Origin of the sequence: Nocardioides malaquae, from assembly GCF_015070385.1 — a bacterium.
GTDB lineage: Bacteria > Actinomycetota > Actinomycetes > Propionibacteriales > Nocardioidaceae > Nocardioides > Nocardioides malaquae.
In genome coordinates, this window is sequence record NZ_JADCSA010000009.1 from 90,918 (window position 1) to 106,410 (window position 15,493).

At 71.0% G+C, this 15,493-nt stretch carries 13 protein-coding genes and 2 tRNA genes; 4 read left to right on the forward strand and 11 right to left on the reverse strand.

Annotated features, from left to right (window positions below; translation table 11 throughout):
* Positions 1-133 precede the first annotated feature (133 nt).
* A complete protein-coding gene (gene pdxR, locus IEQ44_RS10695; protein ID WP_193638455.1) occupies positions 134-1,483 on the forward strand; it encodes a MocR-like pyridoxine biosynthesis transcription factor PdxR in 1,350 nt (449 codons plus the stop codon).
* A gap of 90 nt (positions 1,484-1,573) precedes the next feature.
* Here the strand turns inward: pdxR and IEQ44_RS10700 are convergent, their stop codons facing one another.
* Positions 1,574-2,053 carry a DUF4233 domain-containing protein gene (locus IEQ44_RS10700; RefSeq protein WP_227487290.1) on the reverse strand — a complete coding sequence of 160 codons (480 nt, stop codon included), beginning with the start codon at positions 2,051-2,053 and terminating at the stop codon, positions 1,574-1,576.
* Positions 2,050-3,450, reverse strand: coding sequence for a bifunctional folylpolyglutamate synthase/dihydrofolate synthase (locus IEQ44_RS10705; protein ID WP_193638456.1), 1,401 nt, complete (start codon positions 3,448-3,450; stop codon positions 2,050-2,052). Before IEQ44_RS10705 ends, IEQ44_RS10700 begins: the two co-directional genes overlap by 4 nt.
* A 235-nt stretch (positions 3,451-3,685) precedes the next feature.
* Here IEQ44_RS10705 and IEQ44_RS10710 point away from each other — a divergent pair, with 235 nt between their 5' ends.
* The 3 genes from IEQ44_RS10710 to valS all read left to right on the forward strand — a co-directional run bounded on the left by IEQ44_RS10710 (position 3,686) and on the right by valS (position 8,760).
* Complete coding sequence (locus IEQ44_RS10710) at positions 3,686-4,720, forward strand: hypothetical protein (protein WP_193638457.1); 1,035 nt, start codon at positions 3,686-3,688, stop codon at positions 4,718-4,720.
* A 130-nt stretch (positions 4,721-4,850) separates the two neighbouring features.
* A complete protein-coding gene (locus IEQ44_RS10715) occupies positions 4,851-6,134 on the forward strand; it encodes a M48 family metalloprotease (RefSeq protein ID WP_193638458.1) in 1,284 nt (427 codons plus the stop codon).
* Positions 6,135-6,144: 10 nt separating this feature from the next.
* Positions 6,145-8,760, forward strand: a complete 2,616-nt coding sequence (gene valS, locus IEQ44_RS10720; protein WP_193638459.1) for a valine--tRNA ligase — start codon at positions 6,145-6,147, stop codon at positions 8,758-8,760.
* Positions 8,761-8,852: 92 nt separating this feature from the next.
* Here the strand turns inward: valS and IEQ44_RS10725 are convergent, their stop codons facing one another.
* From IEQ44_RS10725 to IEQ44_RS10765, 9 genes are all read right to left on the reverse strand, one after another.
* Positions 8,853-9,608: a hypothetical protein gene (locus tag IEQ44_RS10725; RefSeq protein ID WP_193638460.1), complete on the reverse strand. Its 756-nt coding sequence runs from the start codon at positions 9,606-9,608 to the stop codon at positions 8,853-8,855.
* Positions 9,609-9,713: 105 nt separating this feature from the next.
* Entirely contained in the window at positions 9,714-10,985 is a 1,272-nt protein-coding gene (gene clpX / locus IEQ44_RS10730; RefSeq protein ID WP_193638461.1) for an ATP-dependent Clp protease ATP-binding subunit ClpX, read from the reverse strand.
* A 156-nt stretch (positions 10,986-11,141) separates the two neighbouring features.
* Positions 11,142-11,750, reverse strand: a complete 609-nt coding sequence (locus IEQ44_RS10735; RefSeq protein ID WP_193638462.1) for an ATP-dependent Clp protease proteolytic subunit — start codon at positions 11,748-11,750, stop codon at positions 11,142-11,144.
* 5 nt (positions 11,751-11,755) lie between these two features.
* Positions 11,756-12,364: an ATP-dependent Clp protease proteolytic subunit gene (locus tag IEQ44_RS10740; protein WP_193638500.1), complete on the reverse strand. Its 609-nt coding sequence runs from the start codon at positions 12,362-12,364 to the stop codon at positions 11,756-11,758.
* A 183-nt stretch (positions 12,365-12,547) separates the two neighbouring features.
* Positions 12,548-13,912 carry a trigger factor gene (gene tig, locus IEQ44_RS10745; protein ID WP_193638463.1) on the reverse strand — a complete coding sequence of 455 codons (1,365 nt, stop codon included), beginning with the start codon at positions 13,910-13,912 and terminating at the stop codon, positions 12,548-12,550.
* 208 nt (positions 13,913-14,120) lie between these two features.
* Positions 14,121-14,193, reverse strand: a tRNA-Pro gene (locus tag IEQ44_RS10750).
* A gap of 44 nt (positions 14,194-14,237) precedes the next feature.
* Positions 14,238-14,311: transfer RNA gene (locus IEQ44_RS10755), tRNA-Gly, on the reverse strand.
* Positions 14,302-14,460: a hypothetical protein gene (locus IEQ44_RS10760; RefSeq protein ID WP_193638508.1), complete on the reverse strand. Its 159-nt coding sequence runs from the start codon at positions 14,458-14,460 to the stop codon at positions 14,302-14,304. The genes IEQ44_RS10755 and IEQ44_RS10760 overlap by 10 nt, the downstream gene beginning before the upstream one ends.
* On the reverse strand, positions 14,399-15,493 hold the full coding sequence (locus IEQ44_RS10765) for a PP2C family protein-serine/threonine phosphatase (RefSeq protein ID WP_193638464.1): 1,095 nt from the start codon (positions 15,491-15,493) through the stop codon (positions 14,399-14,401). Before IEQ44_RS10765 ends, IEQ44_RS10760 begins: the two co-directional genes overlap by 62 nt.

The window sequence follows — 15,493 nt, forward strand, 5'->3', positions numbered from 1 at the left end:
GACAAGTGGCCTGCGCGAAACGGTCCAATCACCACCTTTCCGTTCAGGCCACTGGATAGGCCACGGCGCCACGCAACTCGCCGCCCCAGCCGTCCGCCACGCCCCAGCCATCTCGCAACGCCACGAGGTACCCGTGCCCACGTCGCTCCCCCTGCAGCTCGACCGCCACTCGCGTACGCCCCTGAGCGTGCAGCTCTCCGACGCCGTGCGGCGCCTGGCGCTCGACGGCACCCTGGCGCCCGGCGACCGGATGCCCAGCACCCGGGCGCTGGCCGCGGAGCTGGAGGTCTCACGCGCGACGGTCGAGACCGCCTGGGACCAGCTGCGCGCCGAGGGCTGGCTGGAGGGCCGCACCGGCGCAGGCACCTGGGTGGCGGCAGGCCCTGAGATCACCGTGCGCCGAACCCCGGCACGCGCCCCCTCACCGCCGCCGCCGCGCGACCTCGTCGCCATGGACGCCGGCACGCCGTGGCGCCCCGACGCCTGGCCGCGCTCGCTGGACGCCTCCTGGCGTCGGGCCTGGCGCAACGTCGCCGACGCCACCGCGCCGCGTGGCTACGACGACCCGCGCGGCCTGCCTGCGTTGCGCGTGGCCCTGGCCGAACGGATCGCCCGCACCCGGGGCCTCGACGTCGACCCCGACGACGTGCTGGTCACCAGTGGCACCACCCAGGGCCTGCGTCACCTGCTGACCGCCCTGCCCGCCACGCCGGTCGCCGTCGAGGATCCCGGCTACCGGGCTGCCGTCGCGGTGGTCCTGGCGAGTGGGCGCAGCGTCGTCGACCTGCCGGCCACCGCCCCCGTCGAGCGCCTGAGGGGCCTGTCGGCCGTCTACGTCACCCCCGCCCACCAGCACCCCCTCGGCCACGTGATGGGCGCCGACGAGCGCGTACGCCTCCTCGCGGCCGCCGAGCGCGACGACGTGGTCGTGGTCGAGGACGACTACGACTCGGAGTTCCGCTACGACGTCGCCCCCGTGCCCGCGCTGGCGGCGATGGCGCCCGACCGGGTCGCCCTGCTCGGCACCGCCTCGAAGTCGGTGATGCCGTCACTGCGCCTGGGCTGGACCGTGGTGCCCCGACGGCTGCGACCCGCCATCGACGCCTTCCGCGCCCTGACCCACGACACCCCGCCGTGGGGCGTCCAGGCAGCCTTCGCCTCACTGCTGCGCGACGGCTACGTCGACGGCGTGGTGCGGGCCGCGCGGCGGACGTACGCCGAGCGCGCGCCGCGGGTGGTCGCGGCGCTGAGCCCCTACGCCGAGCTGGCGGGCCCGGTCGCAGGCATGTACGCCACGTGGCTGGTCGACGAGCCACGGGCGGTCCGCGCCCAGCAGGCCACACAGGAGGCCGGCTTCCGGGTCAATCTGCTCTCCACCTACTGCCGCAGCGCACCCCTGAGCGGGCTCGTCGTGGGCTTCGCCGGCCCCAATGACGACGAGCTGGAACGGGCCCTCGACGTGATCGCACGTGCCTTGACCTGACCTGCTCAGGCCTGACCTGCTCTGGCCTGACCTGCTCAGGCCTGACCTGCTCTGGCCTGACCTGCTCTGGCCGGTGGGTGGCGGGGTCGGTCAGCGCGCGGCCTGCTGGTCGGTCAGCCAGGCCGTCCAGGCTTCCCGCTTCTCACGCTCGATCTTGCGTCCGAGGAAGATCGCACCGCCCCAGAGCAGGGCGAAGATGCCGCCGAGCACGAACATCAACGGGATCACGAAACCGAGGGCGACGGCAGCGACCTGGATGGCGCTGCCGGCGTGGTAGGCCCACTCCTTGCGGAGCAGCCCGGCGACCACCAAGCAGGCGACGGCGAGGCCCAGGCCCACGACCAGCGCCGTGGTGCGCTCCACGTCGGCGATCATGATCATCACCGGCGTCGTGAGCCCCAGGGCGATCGACTCCAGCGCCAGGATCGCCGCGCACATGCCGCGGCGCGGCGACTTGGCGATGTTGCGGGCCGCCACCTCCTCGGCGCTCTCCTCGACCTCGGTCTCCACACCGGCGGCGCCGGGGTCGAGGTCGGACTCCACGCCCACGGGCGTCTCGTCGGTGCTCATCGCTCTCCTCCTCCGTCGCCCCGGCCACGTCCACCGGGACGGATCATCGCGCGGGCCTCGCCCACCGTCACCACGGAGCCGGTCACCAGGACCGCCCCCGCGCCCACTCCGCCGCTGAAGGCCTGCCCGACCTCAGCGAGGGCCGCGGCGTGGTCGATCGCTGCCGCCAGGTCGGGCACGACGCTGACGCGGTCGTCGCCGAAGACCTCGCGCGCGGCCACGGCGAGCGCCTCGGCCGGCATGGAGCGCGGGGTGGAGTTCTGGGTGACGACCAGGTGCTCCATGTGGGGCTCGAAGGCGGCGAGCACGCCCTCGTGGTCCTTGTCGCCCATCACGCCGATCACGCCGACGAGCGGGTCGAACGTGAAGGAGTCCTCCAGCGCCGCCGCGGTCGCCTCGGCGCCGTGCGGGTTGTGGGCGGCGTCGAGCACGATCGTCGGCGAGCGGCGTACGACCTCGAGGCGGCCCGGGGAGGTGAACTCGGCGAAGGCGGCGCGCACCAGCTCTTCGTCGAGGGCCCGGTCGCCCAGCAGGGCCTCGACCGACGCGAGGGCCACCGCTGCGTTCTGGGCCTGGTGAGCGCCGTGCAGCGGCAGGAAGAGGTCGTCAAAGCGGGCGCGCAGTCCCTGGATGGAGACCATCTGGCCCCCGACGGCTGGCACCCGGTTGACGACACCGAACTCCATGCCTTCGCGCACCACAGTGGCCCCCACCTCGGCGGCGCGTTCGAGCAGCACCGCGGCGACCTCGGGGGTCTGCTGGGCCAGCACGGCGTAACCGCCCGGCTTGACGATGCCGGCCTTCTCGCGGGCGATCTCGACGGCCGTGTCGCCGAGGTACTGCGCGTGGTCGACGGCGATCGGCAGGACCACCGCGACCTGGGCGTCCACGACGTTGGTGGCGTCCCACGACCCACCCATGCCCACCTCGACCACGGCGACGTCGACCGGGGCGTCGGCGAAGGCGGCGTACGCCATGCCCACGACGGTCTCGAAGAAGGAGAGCGGGTGCTCCTGGCTCTCGTCGACGAGGTGGGTGTAGGGCGCCACGTCGTTGAAGGCCCGGACGAAGTCGTCGTCGCTCAGCGGCTCACCGTCGAGGCAGATGCGCTCACTCATCTTCTCCACGTGGGGCGAGGTGAAGCGGCCGGTGCGCAGGTCGAGGGCCCGCAGCAACGTGTCGATCATCCGCGAGGTCGACGTCTTGCCGTTGGTGCCCGTGAGGTGCACGACCTGGTAGGCGCGCTGCGGGTCGCCCAGCAGCTCGGTGAAGGCCTCGATCCGGTCGAGCGAGGGCTCCAGCCGGGTCTCGGGCCACCGAGACAGCAGCGCCTCGCTGACCTCGTCGTAGGTCTGGGCGAAACGGGGGCCCTCGGGGGCATCAGGAGTCTGGCTCATCGCCCGTCGAGTCTAGGCGCAGCAGCGGCGCTGGCCCCCATCCGTCTGCCCCTCCCGCCCACCCCGAGGCGCAGGACCCCGTCCTGGCCGCCGGACTGGACCAGTCCGCCCCTCCCACTGCGGGCCGCCCGGGCGTCGCATACCCATTCTGGGGGTCTCTGATCGGAGTTGCCCACGCCCGGGCGACACAGGTCACAGACTGTGGGCTCCGCCCGTCACCCGAGGAGTCCCCCACGTGCACCCCCGCCGCATCGCCCTGACCACCACGGCCGCGCTCGCTGCCGCACTGCTCGTGCCGGGCACCACCGCGTCTCTCGCCGCGACGCCCGCCTCGCTGTCCTACACCTGCGTGCCGGTGGCCAGCGCGATCGTGACGGACCCGACCGAGTTCGAGATGCCGGTCGAGGCCGTGCTCGAGGCCACCGCGGAGGGCGAGCAGGTCAACCTCTCCATGTCGACCGGACGCCCGGTGATCCCCGGCATCACCAGCGACCTGACCGTCACCATGACCAGCGCCATGGACGCCTCCGTCGACGGCGCCGCCGTGCGCCTCGCCGGCAGCCGCACCGTGACGATCCGCCCCGACACCCCCACCGACCTGCCGGTGCTGCAGGCCTCCCTGCCCACCCCCGAGGCGACCCTGACCTTCACGCCCGGACCGCTGACGGTGCAGTTCACCTACTTGCTGTGGACCGTGGTGATCAACTGCGAGGCCGCGTCCACACCCACCGTCACGGTGCCCGTGGACGGACGGACCGCCCCGACGCCGACGCCGACGCCCGTCCCCACGCCCACGCCCACCCCCACGCCGGAGCCGACTCCGGAGCCGACGCCCGCGCCGACCAGCGGCCCCGCACCGACCGCGACGCCGTCCCCGACCGCAGCCCCCACGCCCACCCCCACGGACGCCCCCACTTCCGACCCCACGCCGGCCCCGACCGCGGCGCCCTCGCCGGCGCCCGCTCCGGTCAAGGCGGGCCTCACGGTGCGCCTGACCAAGAAGAAGCAGCGGGTCGGCAAGGCGCCCGCCAAGGTGCGCGTCCGCCTCAAGGGCACCGTCTCCGGCGTCGCTCCGGCCGGCAAGGTCGTCGTGAAGGTCGGTCGCAAGGTCGTCGGCCGCCGCACGGTCACCGGCAAGCTCACCTTCGCCCTGGCGCTACCGCGCAAGCTCAAGCCCGGCCGTCACACGGTGGTCGTGACGTACGTCCCCACGCAGGGCTCCGCGTACGCCCGCACGACCGCGAAGGTGACCCTCCGCGTCCGCCGCTGACGTCGGACCCGCTGCCCCGTGCGGGGCGGCGGGTCGCACCGGAGTTCTCCCGAAGCCCCTCGCGCACCATCGGCGTGTGGTTACGATCGAACTCTCGGGAGATCCCGGGGAACCCTGTGCAGGAGGCCACGTGTCAGAGATCGCCGTGGGAAGCGTCGGACTTCCCGGAGCACCCGCTGCCCCCAACACCCCTGCCCCCGGACAGGAGTGGTTGACCTCGCTGTGGCAGGAGGTCTACACCGTCGACGCGAACTCGATGCTCCAGGGCGCCAGCACGGTCACCCCCCTCGAGCAGCCCGCGCTCTGGCACTTCGTGCGCACCGTCGCCCAGGAGGCCGGCTCACCGGCACCCGACCAGATCCGGGTCGTCGGCAACTCCCACGTGATCACCCACGAGGACCCCTTCTCCCTCGACATCGGCGTGCCCCTGCTGCTCGCCCTCGACCAGGGCGACCTGGCCGAGATCATCACCCGCTCCCTGCACGACCGCATGGCCGACCAGGGCGAGGTCGTCGCCGCGCCGGTGCGCCAGCGTCCGTCTCGTCTGGGTCGTCTCGGCCGACTCCTCGGTGGCCAGAACGGCGCCACCGCCGAGGCCGACGGCAAGGGCCAGAGCCGCCTCGAGGACGCGATCGCCGTCGCCACCCAGTGGTGGATCGACGAATTCGTGCTGCCCGACCTGACCGACAACCTGGTCCCCCGTCCGGTCTACATGGGCCTCGTCGAGCTGCTGATGGAGCGGGGCGGCGAGATCGCCGACCACGCCCAGCTGGCCGACCGGCCCGACGACCCGGCGCACCCGCAGGCCGGCGAGCCCGCCATGTTCCTGCTGGCCAACGAGACGACCCTGCTCGAGGCCGTGGCCGACGCCGGCCTGCCGCCCGGCACCACCGACCTGCACTGGGAGGACGCGATGACGCGCTGGGCGATGCGCCGCGCCCGCGCCGCCTCCCTGATCCTCTTCCAGGAGGCGCACCCCGAGGTGCGCACCCTCACGGGACTCCTCGACATCATCGAGCGCGGCGACTTCCCCAAGCGGGTGAGCGAGGCCCTGCGCAGCCGCGACACCGGGAGCGACCGCGAGGAGTGCATCTTCCTGCTGACCGGGGTGCTCGCCGACGCGTTCGCCGAGCACGGAGCCGGCGAGCTGACCTGCTCGTGGGGCGGCACGATCGACCTGGTGAGCCCCACCGAGGGAGCCATGGACCTCTCCGGCGTCGCCCGCCAGGTCGTCGACGACACCTCGGTCGTGCCCTTCCTGCGCGAGATCCTGCTGGACTACAACGTCTCGCCGGGATGGTCCCCCTCGGAGACCGGCACCCACGACGACCGGGCGCTCCAGGAGTTCCGCGCCGCCACCGGTCGTCGCCACGCCCCCGGAACTGGTTTCCTGCGGGGAGCGAGCGCCTCCTAGACTTCCCTGCATGACTGACACCCAGAGCCCCGACCTGTCCACGACGTCGCCCGCACAGCGCGACGTCGTCGTACCGGACAAGCCGGCCCTGGAGGGTCTGGAGGAGAAGTGGGCGGCCCGGTGGAAGGACGCCGACACCTACGCCTTCGACCGCACGCAGCCGCGCGAGAACGTCTACTCGATCGACACCCCGCCGCCGACCGTCTCCGGCTCGCTGCACGTGGGGCACGTCTTCTCCTACACCCACACCGACGTCGTCGCGCGCTACCAGCGGATGACCGGCAAGTCCGTCTTCTACCCGATGGGCTGGGACGACAACGGCCTGCCCACCGAGCGCCGCGTGCAGAACTACTTCGGCGTGCGCTGCGACCCGAGCCTGCCCTACGACCCCGACTTCACCCCGCCGGCCAAGCCCGACCCGAAGAAGCAGGTCGCGATCAGCCGGCCCAACTTCATCGAGCTCTGCGAGCAGCTGGTGGAGGAGGACGAGCAGGTCTTCGAGTCGCTGTGGCGCCGCCTCGGCCTCTCGGTCGACTGGAACACCACCTACACGACCATCGGCCACGACGCCCAGACCGTCAGCCAGCGTGCCTTCCTGCGCAACTTCGCCCGTGGTGAGGCCTACCTCCAGGAAGCCCCCACGCTGTGGGACGTCACCTTCCAGACCGCCGTCGCCCAGGCCGAGCTCGAGGCCCGTGCCTACCCCGGCGCCTACCACCGCGTCGCCTTCCACCGGCCCGACGGCCGCCCGGTGCACATCGAGACGACCCGTCCCGAGCTGATCCCGTCGGTCGTCGCATTGATCGCCCACCCCGACGACGAGCGCTACGCCGACCTCTTCGGCACCACGGTCACCTCGCCGGTCTTCGGGGTGGAGATCCCGGTCCTTCCCCACCCGGCCGCCGAGCCGGACAAGGGCGCCGGCATCGCGATGTGCTGCACCTTCGGTGACCTCACCGACGTGCAGTGGTGGCGCGAGCTGCAGCTGCCGGTGCGCACGGTCGTGGGCCGCGACGGCCGCCTGACCCGCGAGACGCCCGAGTGGCTCTCCGGCGAGCAGGCCTCCGGCGCGTACGCCGACCTGGCCGGCAAGACGGTCTTCTCGGCCCGCGAGGCGATGGTCGCGCAGCTGCGCGAGAGCGGCGACCTCGACGGTGAGCCGAAGAGCACCGAGCGCATGGCGAACTTCTACGAGAAGGGCGACAAGCCGCTCGAGATCGTCTCCACCCGCCAGTGGTACCTGCGCAACGGCGGCCGCGACGCCGACCTGCGCGACGACCTCGTGGCCGAGGGTGCCGCGATCACCTGGGTGCCCGAGCACATGAAGCACCGCTACGACAACTGGGTCGGCGGCCTCAACGGCGACTGGCTGATCAGCCGCCAGCGCTTCTTCGGCATCCCCTTCCCGGTCTGGTACGCCCTGGACGACGACGGCGAGCCCGACTACGACCACCCGCTGATGCCGAGCGAGGACCAGCTGCCGGTCGACCCCTCGACCGACGCCCCCGGCGGCTACAGCGAGGACCAGCGCGGCAAGCCCGGTGGCTTCATCGGCGACCCCGACGTGATGGACACCTGGGCGACCTCGTCGCTCACCCCGCACATCGCCGGACGCTGGGAGAGCGACAACGACCTCTTCGAGCGCGTCTTCCCGATGGACCTGTGCACCCAGGCCCACGACATCATCCGCACCTGGCTCTTCTCCCGCGTCGTGCGCGCCCACCACGAGAACGGCGTCGTGCCGTGGTCGCACGCCATGCTGTCGGGCTTCGTGGTCGACCCCGACCGCAAGAAGATGTCGAAGTCCAAGGGCAACGTCGTCGTGCCGACCGAGATCCTCGACAAGTTCGGCGCCGACGCCGTGCGCTGGCGCGCCGCCATGGCCCGCCCCGGCCTGGACTCCCCCTTCGACGAGAGCCAGATGAAGGTCGGGCGACGCCTGGCGATGAAGGTGCTCAACGTCTCCAAGTTCGTGCTCGGCAACGTCGGCGCGACCAACCCCAGCCCGGTCACCGTCTCCGAGCCCGTCGACACCGCGCTGATGGGCCGGCTCGCGGAGACCGTGCGCACGGCCACCGCCGCCTTCGAGGCCTACGACTACACGACGGCCCTCGAGGTCGCGGAGCGCTTCTTCTGGGAGTTCTGCGACGACTACGTCGAGCTGGTCAAGGAGCGGGCCTACGCCGAGGACGGCGGGCTCGCGACCGAGTCCGCCCGCGCCGCCCTGGCCTGCGCCCTGCACGTGCAGCTGCGCCTGCTCGCGCCCTTCCTGCCCTACGTGACCGAGGAGGTCTGGTCGTGGTGGCGGGAGGGCTCGGTGCACACCGCGGCGTGGCCGCTGCCGACCGACCTGGGCAGCGCCGCTGCGACCGACCCCGGTGCCCTGACGGGCGTGGCTGCTGCCCTGGGTGGCATCCGTGGCGCGAAGTCGAAGGCCAAGGTCTCGATGCGCCACCAGCTCTCGCGGGTCGAGATCAGCGGCCCCGCCGCGCTCGTCGAGGGCGCACGGGCCGCCGAGCACGACCTGCGCCAGGCCGGCAAGGTGACCGGTGAGCTGATCTTCACCATCGACGACTCCGCCACGGAGCTGCGGGTGGACGCCGAGCTGGCCGAGGTCACCGACTGACGGGCTGAGCCGTCGGGGCCTCGCCCCGGCGCGACCGACGAGGGCCCCCGACCAATTGGTCGGGGGCCCTCGTCGGCTCACGCGGAGGTGGGTCAGGAACGGCCGCGACCGTTGCCCTTCTTGCCACCCTCGTCGTGGTGGCCCTTGTCGTGGTGGCCCTTGTCTTCGTGGCCCTTGTCCTTGTCGTGGCCCCGACCGTGGCCCTTGCCACCGCTGCCCTTGCCACCGCTGCCCTTGCCACCGCTGCCCTTGCCATCGCTGCCCTTGTCCTCGCGACCGTGGCTCTTGCCACCGTGGCCGCGGCCCTCGTCGGGGCGGCTCTCGTCGTCGTGGGCGCGCCCTCGACCGTCGCTGCGGTCACCCCCACGACCGCGGTCTCCGTGGCCGTGGTCTCCGTGGTCCTGACCCCGGCCCTCGTCGCCGTGTCCGGGGCCACCCTCGTGACCCTGGTCCGAGCCAGGCGGCACGGTCTCCTCCGGAGTCGGGACGGTGGGGCTGGGCGGGGCGGGCGCCGGACGGGGCGCTGCGGGACTCGTGGGACGCGCGGCGGCGCGGACCTTCTTGGCCTTGACCGGGCCGCGGCGCTCGGACGGCCGCACGGCAGCGGCGCGGGCGTCCGAGGCAGTCTGGGGCGCTGCGGCACGCGGAGCGGCCTCTGCGCCCGGGTCCGAGTCGACCGTACGTTCCGCGACGGGGTCGGTGGTCACCGCGAGCACGCGCTCGGGCAGGTCCACCGCTCGCAGGAAGCCGGTCAGCGCGTCACTGCGCAACCCGTTGCCCACGAAGAGCGCGCAGATCAGCGCCACCAGCGCGAACGCGTACAGCGGCCGCTTGTGCTCCGTGCTCATGGGTGAGGTGTCCTTCGCGTCCCGAGAGATCGTCCTGAACACCTATTCTCCGTCGTTGTCGGCCGGACGGTGGCCAAACGGAAGAATTCGCGGTGGAGCTCGGGGTCAGGCGGACTTCTTCTTCTCCGGAGCCCGGGGCAGCAGCGTCGGGGCGGCGCCGTCCTCGACGGCCTCCTTGGTGACGACCACCTTGGCGATGTCGCCACGCGAGGGCACCTCGTACATCACATGGAGGAGCACCTCCTCGATGATGGCGCGCAGGCCGCGGGCACCGGTGCCGCGCTCGAGGGCACGCTCGGCGACGGACGCAATGGCCTCGTCGGTGAACTCGAGCTCGACCCCGTCGAGCTCGAAGAGCCGCTGGTACTGCTTCACCAGCGCGTTGCGCGGCTCGGTGAGGATCTGCACGAGCGCCTCGTTGTCGAGCTTGGAGACACTCGCGATCAGCGGCAGGCGCCCGATGAACTCGGGGATCAGTCCGAACTTTGTGAGGTCCTCGGGCCGCACCTGGGCCATCAGGTCCTCGGCCTCGCGCTCGGCCTCGCCACGCACCTCGGCGGTGAAGCCCAGCGACTTCTTGCCCACGCGCTGCTCGACGATGTGCTCGAGACCGGCGAAGGCGCCACCGACGATGAAGAGGATGTTGGTGGTGTCGATCTGGATGAACTCCTGGTGCGGGTGCTTGCGCCCACCCTGGGGCGGCACCGACGCAGTGGTGCCCTCCAGCATCTTCAGCAGCGCCTGCTGCACGCCCTCACCGGAGACGTCGCGCGTGATCGACGGGTTCTCGGCCTTGCGGGCCACCTTGTCGATCTCGTCGATGTAGATGATGCCGGTCTCGGCCTTCTTGACGTCGTAGTCGGCGGCCTGGATCAGCTTGAGCAGGATGTTCTCGACGTCCTCGCCCACGTAACCCGCCTCTGTCAGCGCGGTGGCGTCGGCGATGGCGAAGGGCACGTTGAGCATCCGGGCCAGGGTCTGGGCGAGGTAGGTCTTGCCGCAGCCGGTCGGGCCGATGACCAAGATGTTGGACTTGGCGACCTCGACCGCGTCGTCCTTGTGCTTGGCGGTCGCAGCCGCCTGGGCCTGGACACGCTTGTAGTGGTTGTAGACCGCGACGGCCAGCGACTTCTTCGCGTGCTCCTGGCCGATCACGTAGGAGTTGAGGAACTCGAAGATCTCGCGGGGCTTGGGCAGCTCGGCCAGACCGAGCTCGGTGCCCTCGGCGAGCTCCTCCTCGATGATCTCGTTGCAGAGCTCGATGCACTCGTCGCAGATGTAGACGTTGGGACCGGCGATGAGCTTCTTGACCTGCTTCTGGCTCTTCCCGCAGAAGTTGCACTTCAGCAGGTCGCCGCCGTCTCCGATTCGGGCCACGAGCGATCATTCCTCCGGTCTGGGCCGGGCGCTGGCCCGGCAAGGTGGTGCAGTTTGAACTGTCTTGCGACGGTACCCGGTGTCCCGCCCCGACGGGGGCGGGACACCCGGGACCGACAAAGAGCCGTGGAGCCGGCCCGTGGTCCGAGCGGCAGGTCAGCCGATCGGCATCGGGGTGTTGCGGTTCTGCAGGATCGCGTCGACCAGGCCGTACTCGACGGCCTGCTCGGCGGTGAGGATCTTGTCGCGCTCGATGTCGCGGCTCACCTGCTCGATGTCTTTGCCCGAGTGCTCCGAGATCATCTTCTCCAAGAGCTCACGCATGCGCAGGATCTCGTTGGCCTGGATCTCGATGTCGGAGGTCTGGCCGAACGTGCCCTCGGTGTAGGGCTGGTGGATCAGGATGCGGCTGTTGGGCAGCGCCAGCCTCTTGCCGGGGGTGCCGGCGGCCAGCAGGATCGCTGCTGCCGACGCGGCCTGACCGAGGCAGACGGTCTGGACGTCAGGCTTGATGAACTGCATCGTGTCGTAGATCGCGGTGAGCGCCGTGAACGAGCCACCGGGCGAGTTGATGTAGATCGAGATGTCCTGGTCGGGATTCATCGTCTCCAGGCAGAGCAGCTGGGCCATGACGGCGTTGGCCACGTCGTCGGAGATCGGCGAACCGAGGAAGATGATGCGCTCCTCGAAGAGCTTCGCGTAGGGGTCGATGCGGCGGAACCCGTAGGAGGTCCGCTCCTCCCACTGCGGGATGTAGTAGTTCATCGAGGTCAGTCCTTCTTGTCGGTCCGGGCGGGGCGGCCTTCGTCAGCTGCCTGACGGGCGCTGGAGATCACCTCGTCGACGAGGCCGTACTCCTTGGCCTGCTCGGCGGTGAACCAGCGGTCGCGGTCGGCGTCGGCGATGACCTGCTCGACGGGCTGGCCCGTGTGCTCGGAGATGAGGTCCAGGAGCACCTTCTTGATGTGCAGCGACTGCTGCGCCTGGATCTTGATGTCGGAGGCCGAGCCGCCCATGCCCGAGGAGGGCTGGTGCATCATGATGCGCGCGTGGGGCAGCGCGTAGCGCTTGCCCTTCGTGCCGGCGCAGAGCAGGAACTGACCCATCGAGGCCGCGAGGCCCATGCCGACCGTCGCCACGTCGTTGGGGATGTAGTTCATCGTGTCGTAGATCGCCATGCCGGCGTCGACGGAGCCACCGGGGCTGTTGATGTGGAGGAAGATGTCGGCCTCGGGATCCTCGGCGGACAGCAGCAGCAGCGCGGCGCAGATCGCGTTCGCGTTGGCGTCGCGGACCTCCGAGCCCAGGAAGACGATCCGCTCCTTGAGCAGGCGCTGGTAGATGTGGTCGTCGAGGCCGTAGGACCCGCCGCCGTTCATCTGGGGTGACGTCAGGGAAGCACTGGAGTTCAGGTTCACGTCGCCGACACTAGCCCGTGCCTCCGACCATTCCACGCGTTGCGGCCCCCTGTTCGCCCACAGCGCACACCTGCCCGGAGCACGAGACCCCGCCGCCCTGGTGGGCGACGGGGTCCGGTGTGACGCGTGGGGTCAGCGGGGGGCTCAGGCCTCCTCGCCGGCCTCCTCGGCCTGCGGCTCACCGATGGTGCCGTCGGGCAGGAGGTTCTTCAGCTCGACCACGTTGCCGGAGGCGTCCTTGACCGTGGCGGTCTCGACGATCTGGGCCAGCGCCTTGCCGCGCAGGATCTCCTGCACGAGCTCGGGGATGTGGTTGTGCTCGAACATGTGGTTGGCGAACTCCTGCGGGTCCTGGCCGGAATGCTGGGCGCGCATCACCATGTGCTGGGAGAGGTCGTTCTGGTCGACGCCGATCTCCTCGGCCTTCGCCACCTTGTCCAGGATGAACTGGGCGGTGATGGCGTCGCGCACGCGGCGCTCCAGCTCGGCCTCGAACTCGTCGGAGGTCTGTCCCTCCTGCTCCAGGTACTTCTCCATCGTCAGGCCGGAGAACATGATCTGCTGCTCCACGTTGGCCCGGCGCGAGTTGAGCTCGTCGGTGACCACGGTCTCGGGCAGCGGGATCGACACCTTCTCCAGGAGGACCTCGAGGACGGCGTCGCGGGCGGCGGCGGCCTGCTCGAGGCGCTTGCCGCGCACGAGGCGCTCGCGCACGTCGGCCGACAGCTCCTCGGCGGTGTCGAACTCGGAGGCCAGCTGGGCGAACTCGTCGTCGAAGTCGGGCAGCTGCTGCTCCTGCACGCCGGTGACGGTGACGGTGACCTCGACGTCCTCGCCGACCAGGTCGCCGCCGACGAGCTGGGAGGTGAAGGCCTTCTCGTCGCCGGCCGACATGCCGACGAGGGACTCGTCCAGGCCGTCGAGCATGCCGCCCCGACCGACCTTGTAGGACATGCCGGTGACCTCGCCACCCTCGACGGTCTCGCCGTCCTTGGCCGCACGCAGGTCGATGGTCACGAAGTCGCCGTCGGCGGCCGCGCGCTCCACGTCGACCAGGGTGCCGAAGCGCTCACGCAGCGCCTCGACCTGCTCCTCGACGTCGGCGTCGGTGACCTCGAGGTCCTCGACCTCGGCCTCGAGACCGTCGTAGGCGGGCAGCTCGAACTGGGGCTTGACGTCGACCTCGGCGGTGAACTCCAGGACGTCGTTGTCCTCCAGCTTGGTGACCTCGATCTCAGGCTGGGCGAGCGGCTCGAGCTCGTTGGCCTCGAGCGCCTCCATGTACTTGGCCGGGATGACCTCGTTGATCGACTCGTTGAGCACCGCGCCGCGCCCGACCTGACGGTCGATGACGGCGGCCGGGACCTTGCCGCGGCGGAAGCCGGGCACGTTGATCTGCTGGGCGATCTTCTTGTACGCCGCGTCGAGGCTCGGCTTGAGCTCCTCGAAGGGCACCTCGACAGTCAGCTTGACCCGGGTCGGGTTCAAGTTCTCGACGGCGCTCTTCACAGGTGTTCTCCTTATCGATGGTGGTGCAGTTCAGGGGTGCGGCGTCCCGGCGTGGGCACCGCAACGCCGCGTCAGCGACGAGCGGGGGTCCGAACGGGCAGACCTTCGCAACACTCGTACGGCTGGTCGCGCGGGGCCCGGCAGAATTGTCCACCAACCAGACTACTGCGCGGCGCGACGGGACGTGAATTCCCCCCACGACGGACGGTCGGGGCGACAGGACTCGAACCTGCGGTCTCCTGCTCCCAAAGCAGGCGCGCTAGCCACTACGCTACGCCCCGTCAAGACACCTGCGGGGCCTGGAGAAACTGGCCCCACGGGCTCTTGGAGCGGATGACGGGAATCGAACCCGCGTAATCAGTTTGGAAGACTGAGGCTCTACCATTGAGCTACATCCGCGTACGCTGCCCCTCCGCGCCGATCAGGCCCAGCAGGTGCGCGGGAGACATCGTGCCACACCGCACGCACCCGCTCCACCCGGGGGCGTCAGCCCACGCGGCGGTGGACCAGCAGCAGGCCGCGGTCGTCGCCGGGGCCGCCCAGGGCATCGACGAGTCGCTCCGCGCCGTTGACGAAGTCACCTCGCAGCACCCGGTCGGCCTGCCCCAACATGCGGTCGATGCCCATCGCGATGTCGCGTCCCCGGGTCTCCACCAGCCCGTCGGTGTAGAGCACCATGGCGTCACCGCGGCGCATCGTGCCCCGGGTGGTCACGAACTCGGCGTCGGCGACGAGACCGAGGATCGGGCCCTCGCTCTCGAGGACCGACCAGCGCCCCGCCCCCGCGTCGTGGAGGGCGGCAGGCGGGTGCCCGGCCGAGCGCAACTCGAAGTCACCCGAGGCCATGTCGAGACTCAGGTGCACGGCGGTGGCGAAGCCCTCCTCCCAGTCCTGGCGCAAGAGGTAGGCGTTGGCCGCAGGCAGGAACGAGCTCGACGGCAACGCACCCATCAGCCCGCCGAAGGCACCGGAGAGCAACAACGCCCGGGTGCCGGCCTGCTCCCCCTTGCCGGAGACGTCGACCACGACGACGTCGAGACGCCCCTCCGACGAACGCGAGGCCACCACGAAGTCACCGGCGAAGAGGGTGCCGCCCGCGGAGCGCAGCTCCCAGGTGACGTCCCACTCGGGAGGCAGCGCGGGGATGGCGCCCTGCTTGAGGATGCGGTCACGCAGGTCGACCAGCATCGACTCCCCGCGCGACCCGGCGACGCCCAGGCGCGAGCGTCGGAACGAGGTCATCAGGATGATGAAGCCGACCGCGAAGATGACGCCGACGGCGACCGCCGAGCGAGGATCCATGTCGCCGCGCTGGGCGGTGACGAAGGCCAGCGCCACCAGCACGAGCACGACGAACCACGGCAGCTCACGCGGACCGAGGAGGTTGTTGCCGACCACCAGGGGCAGCACCAGCACGATGAGTGGCACCACGTCCGGCCACAGCAGGATCATCGACGCCAGGGCACCGGTGAGCACCACCAGCGCCATCAGCTCCGGCGGTGTGCCGGACTGTGACGCCCGCTCCCAGCGCCGTTTGATGCGGCGCGCGGGAACGTCGAGGACCGAACCGTGCTCAGCCAT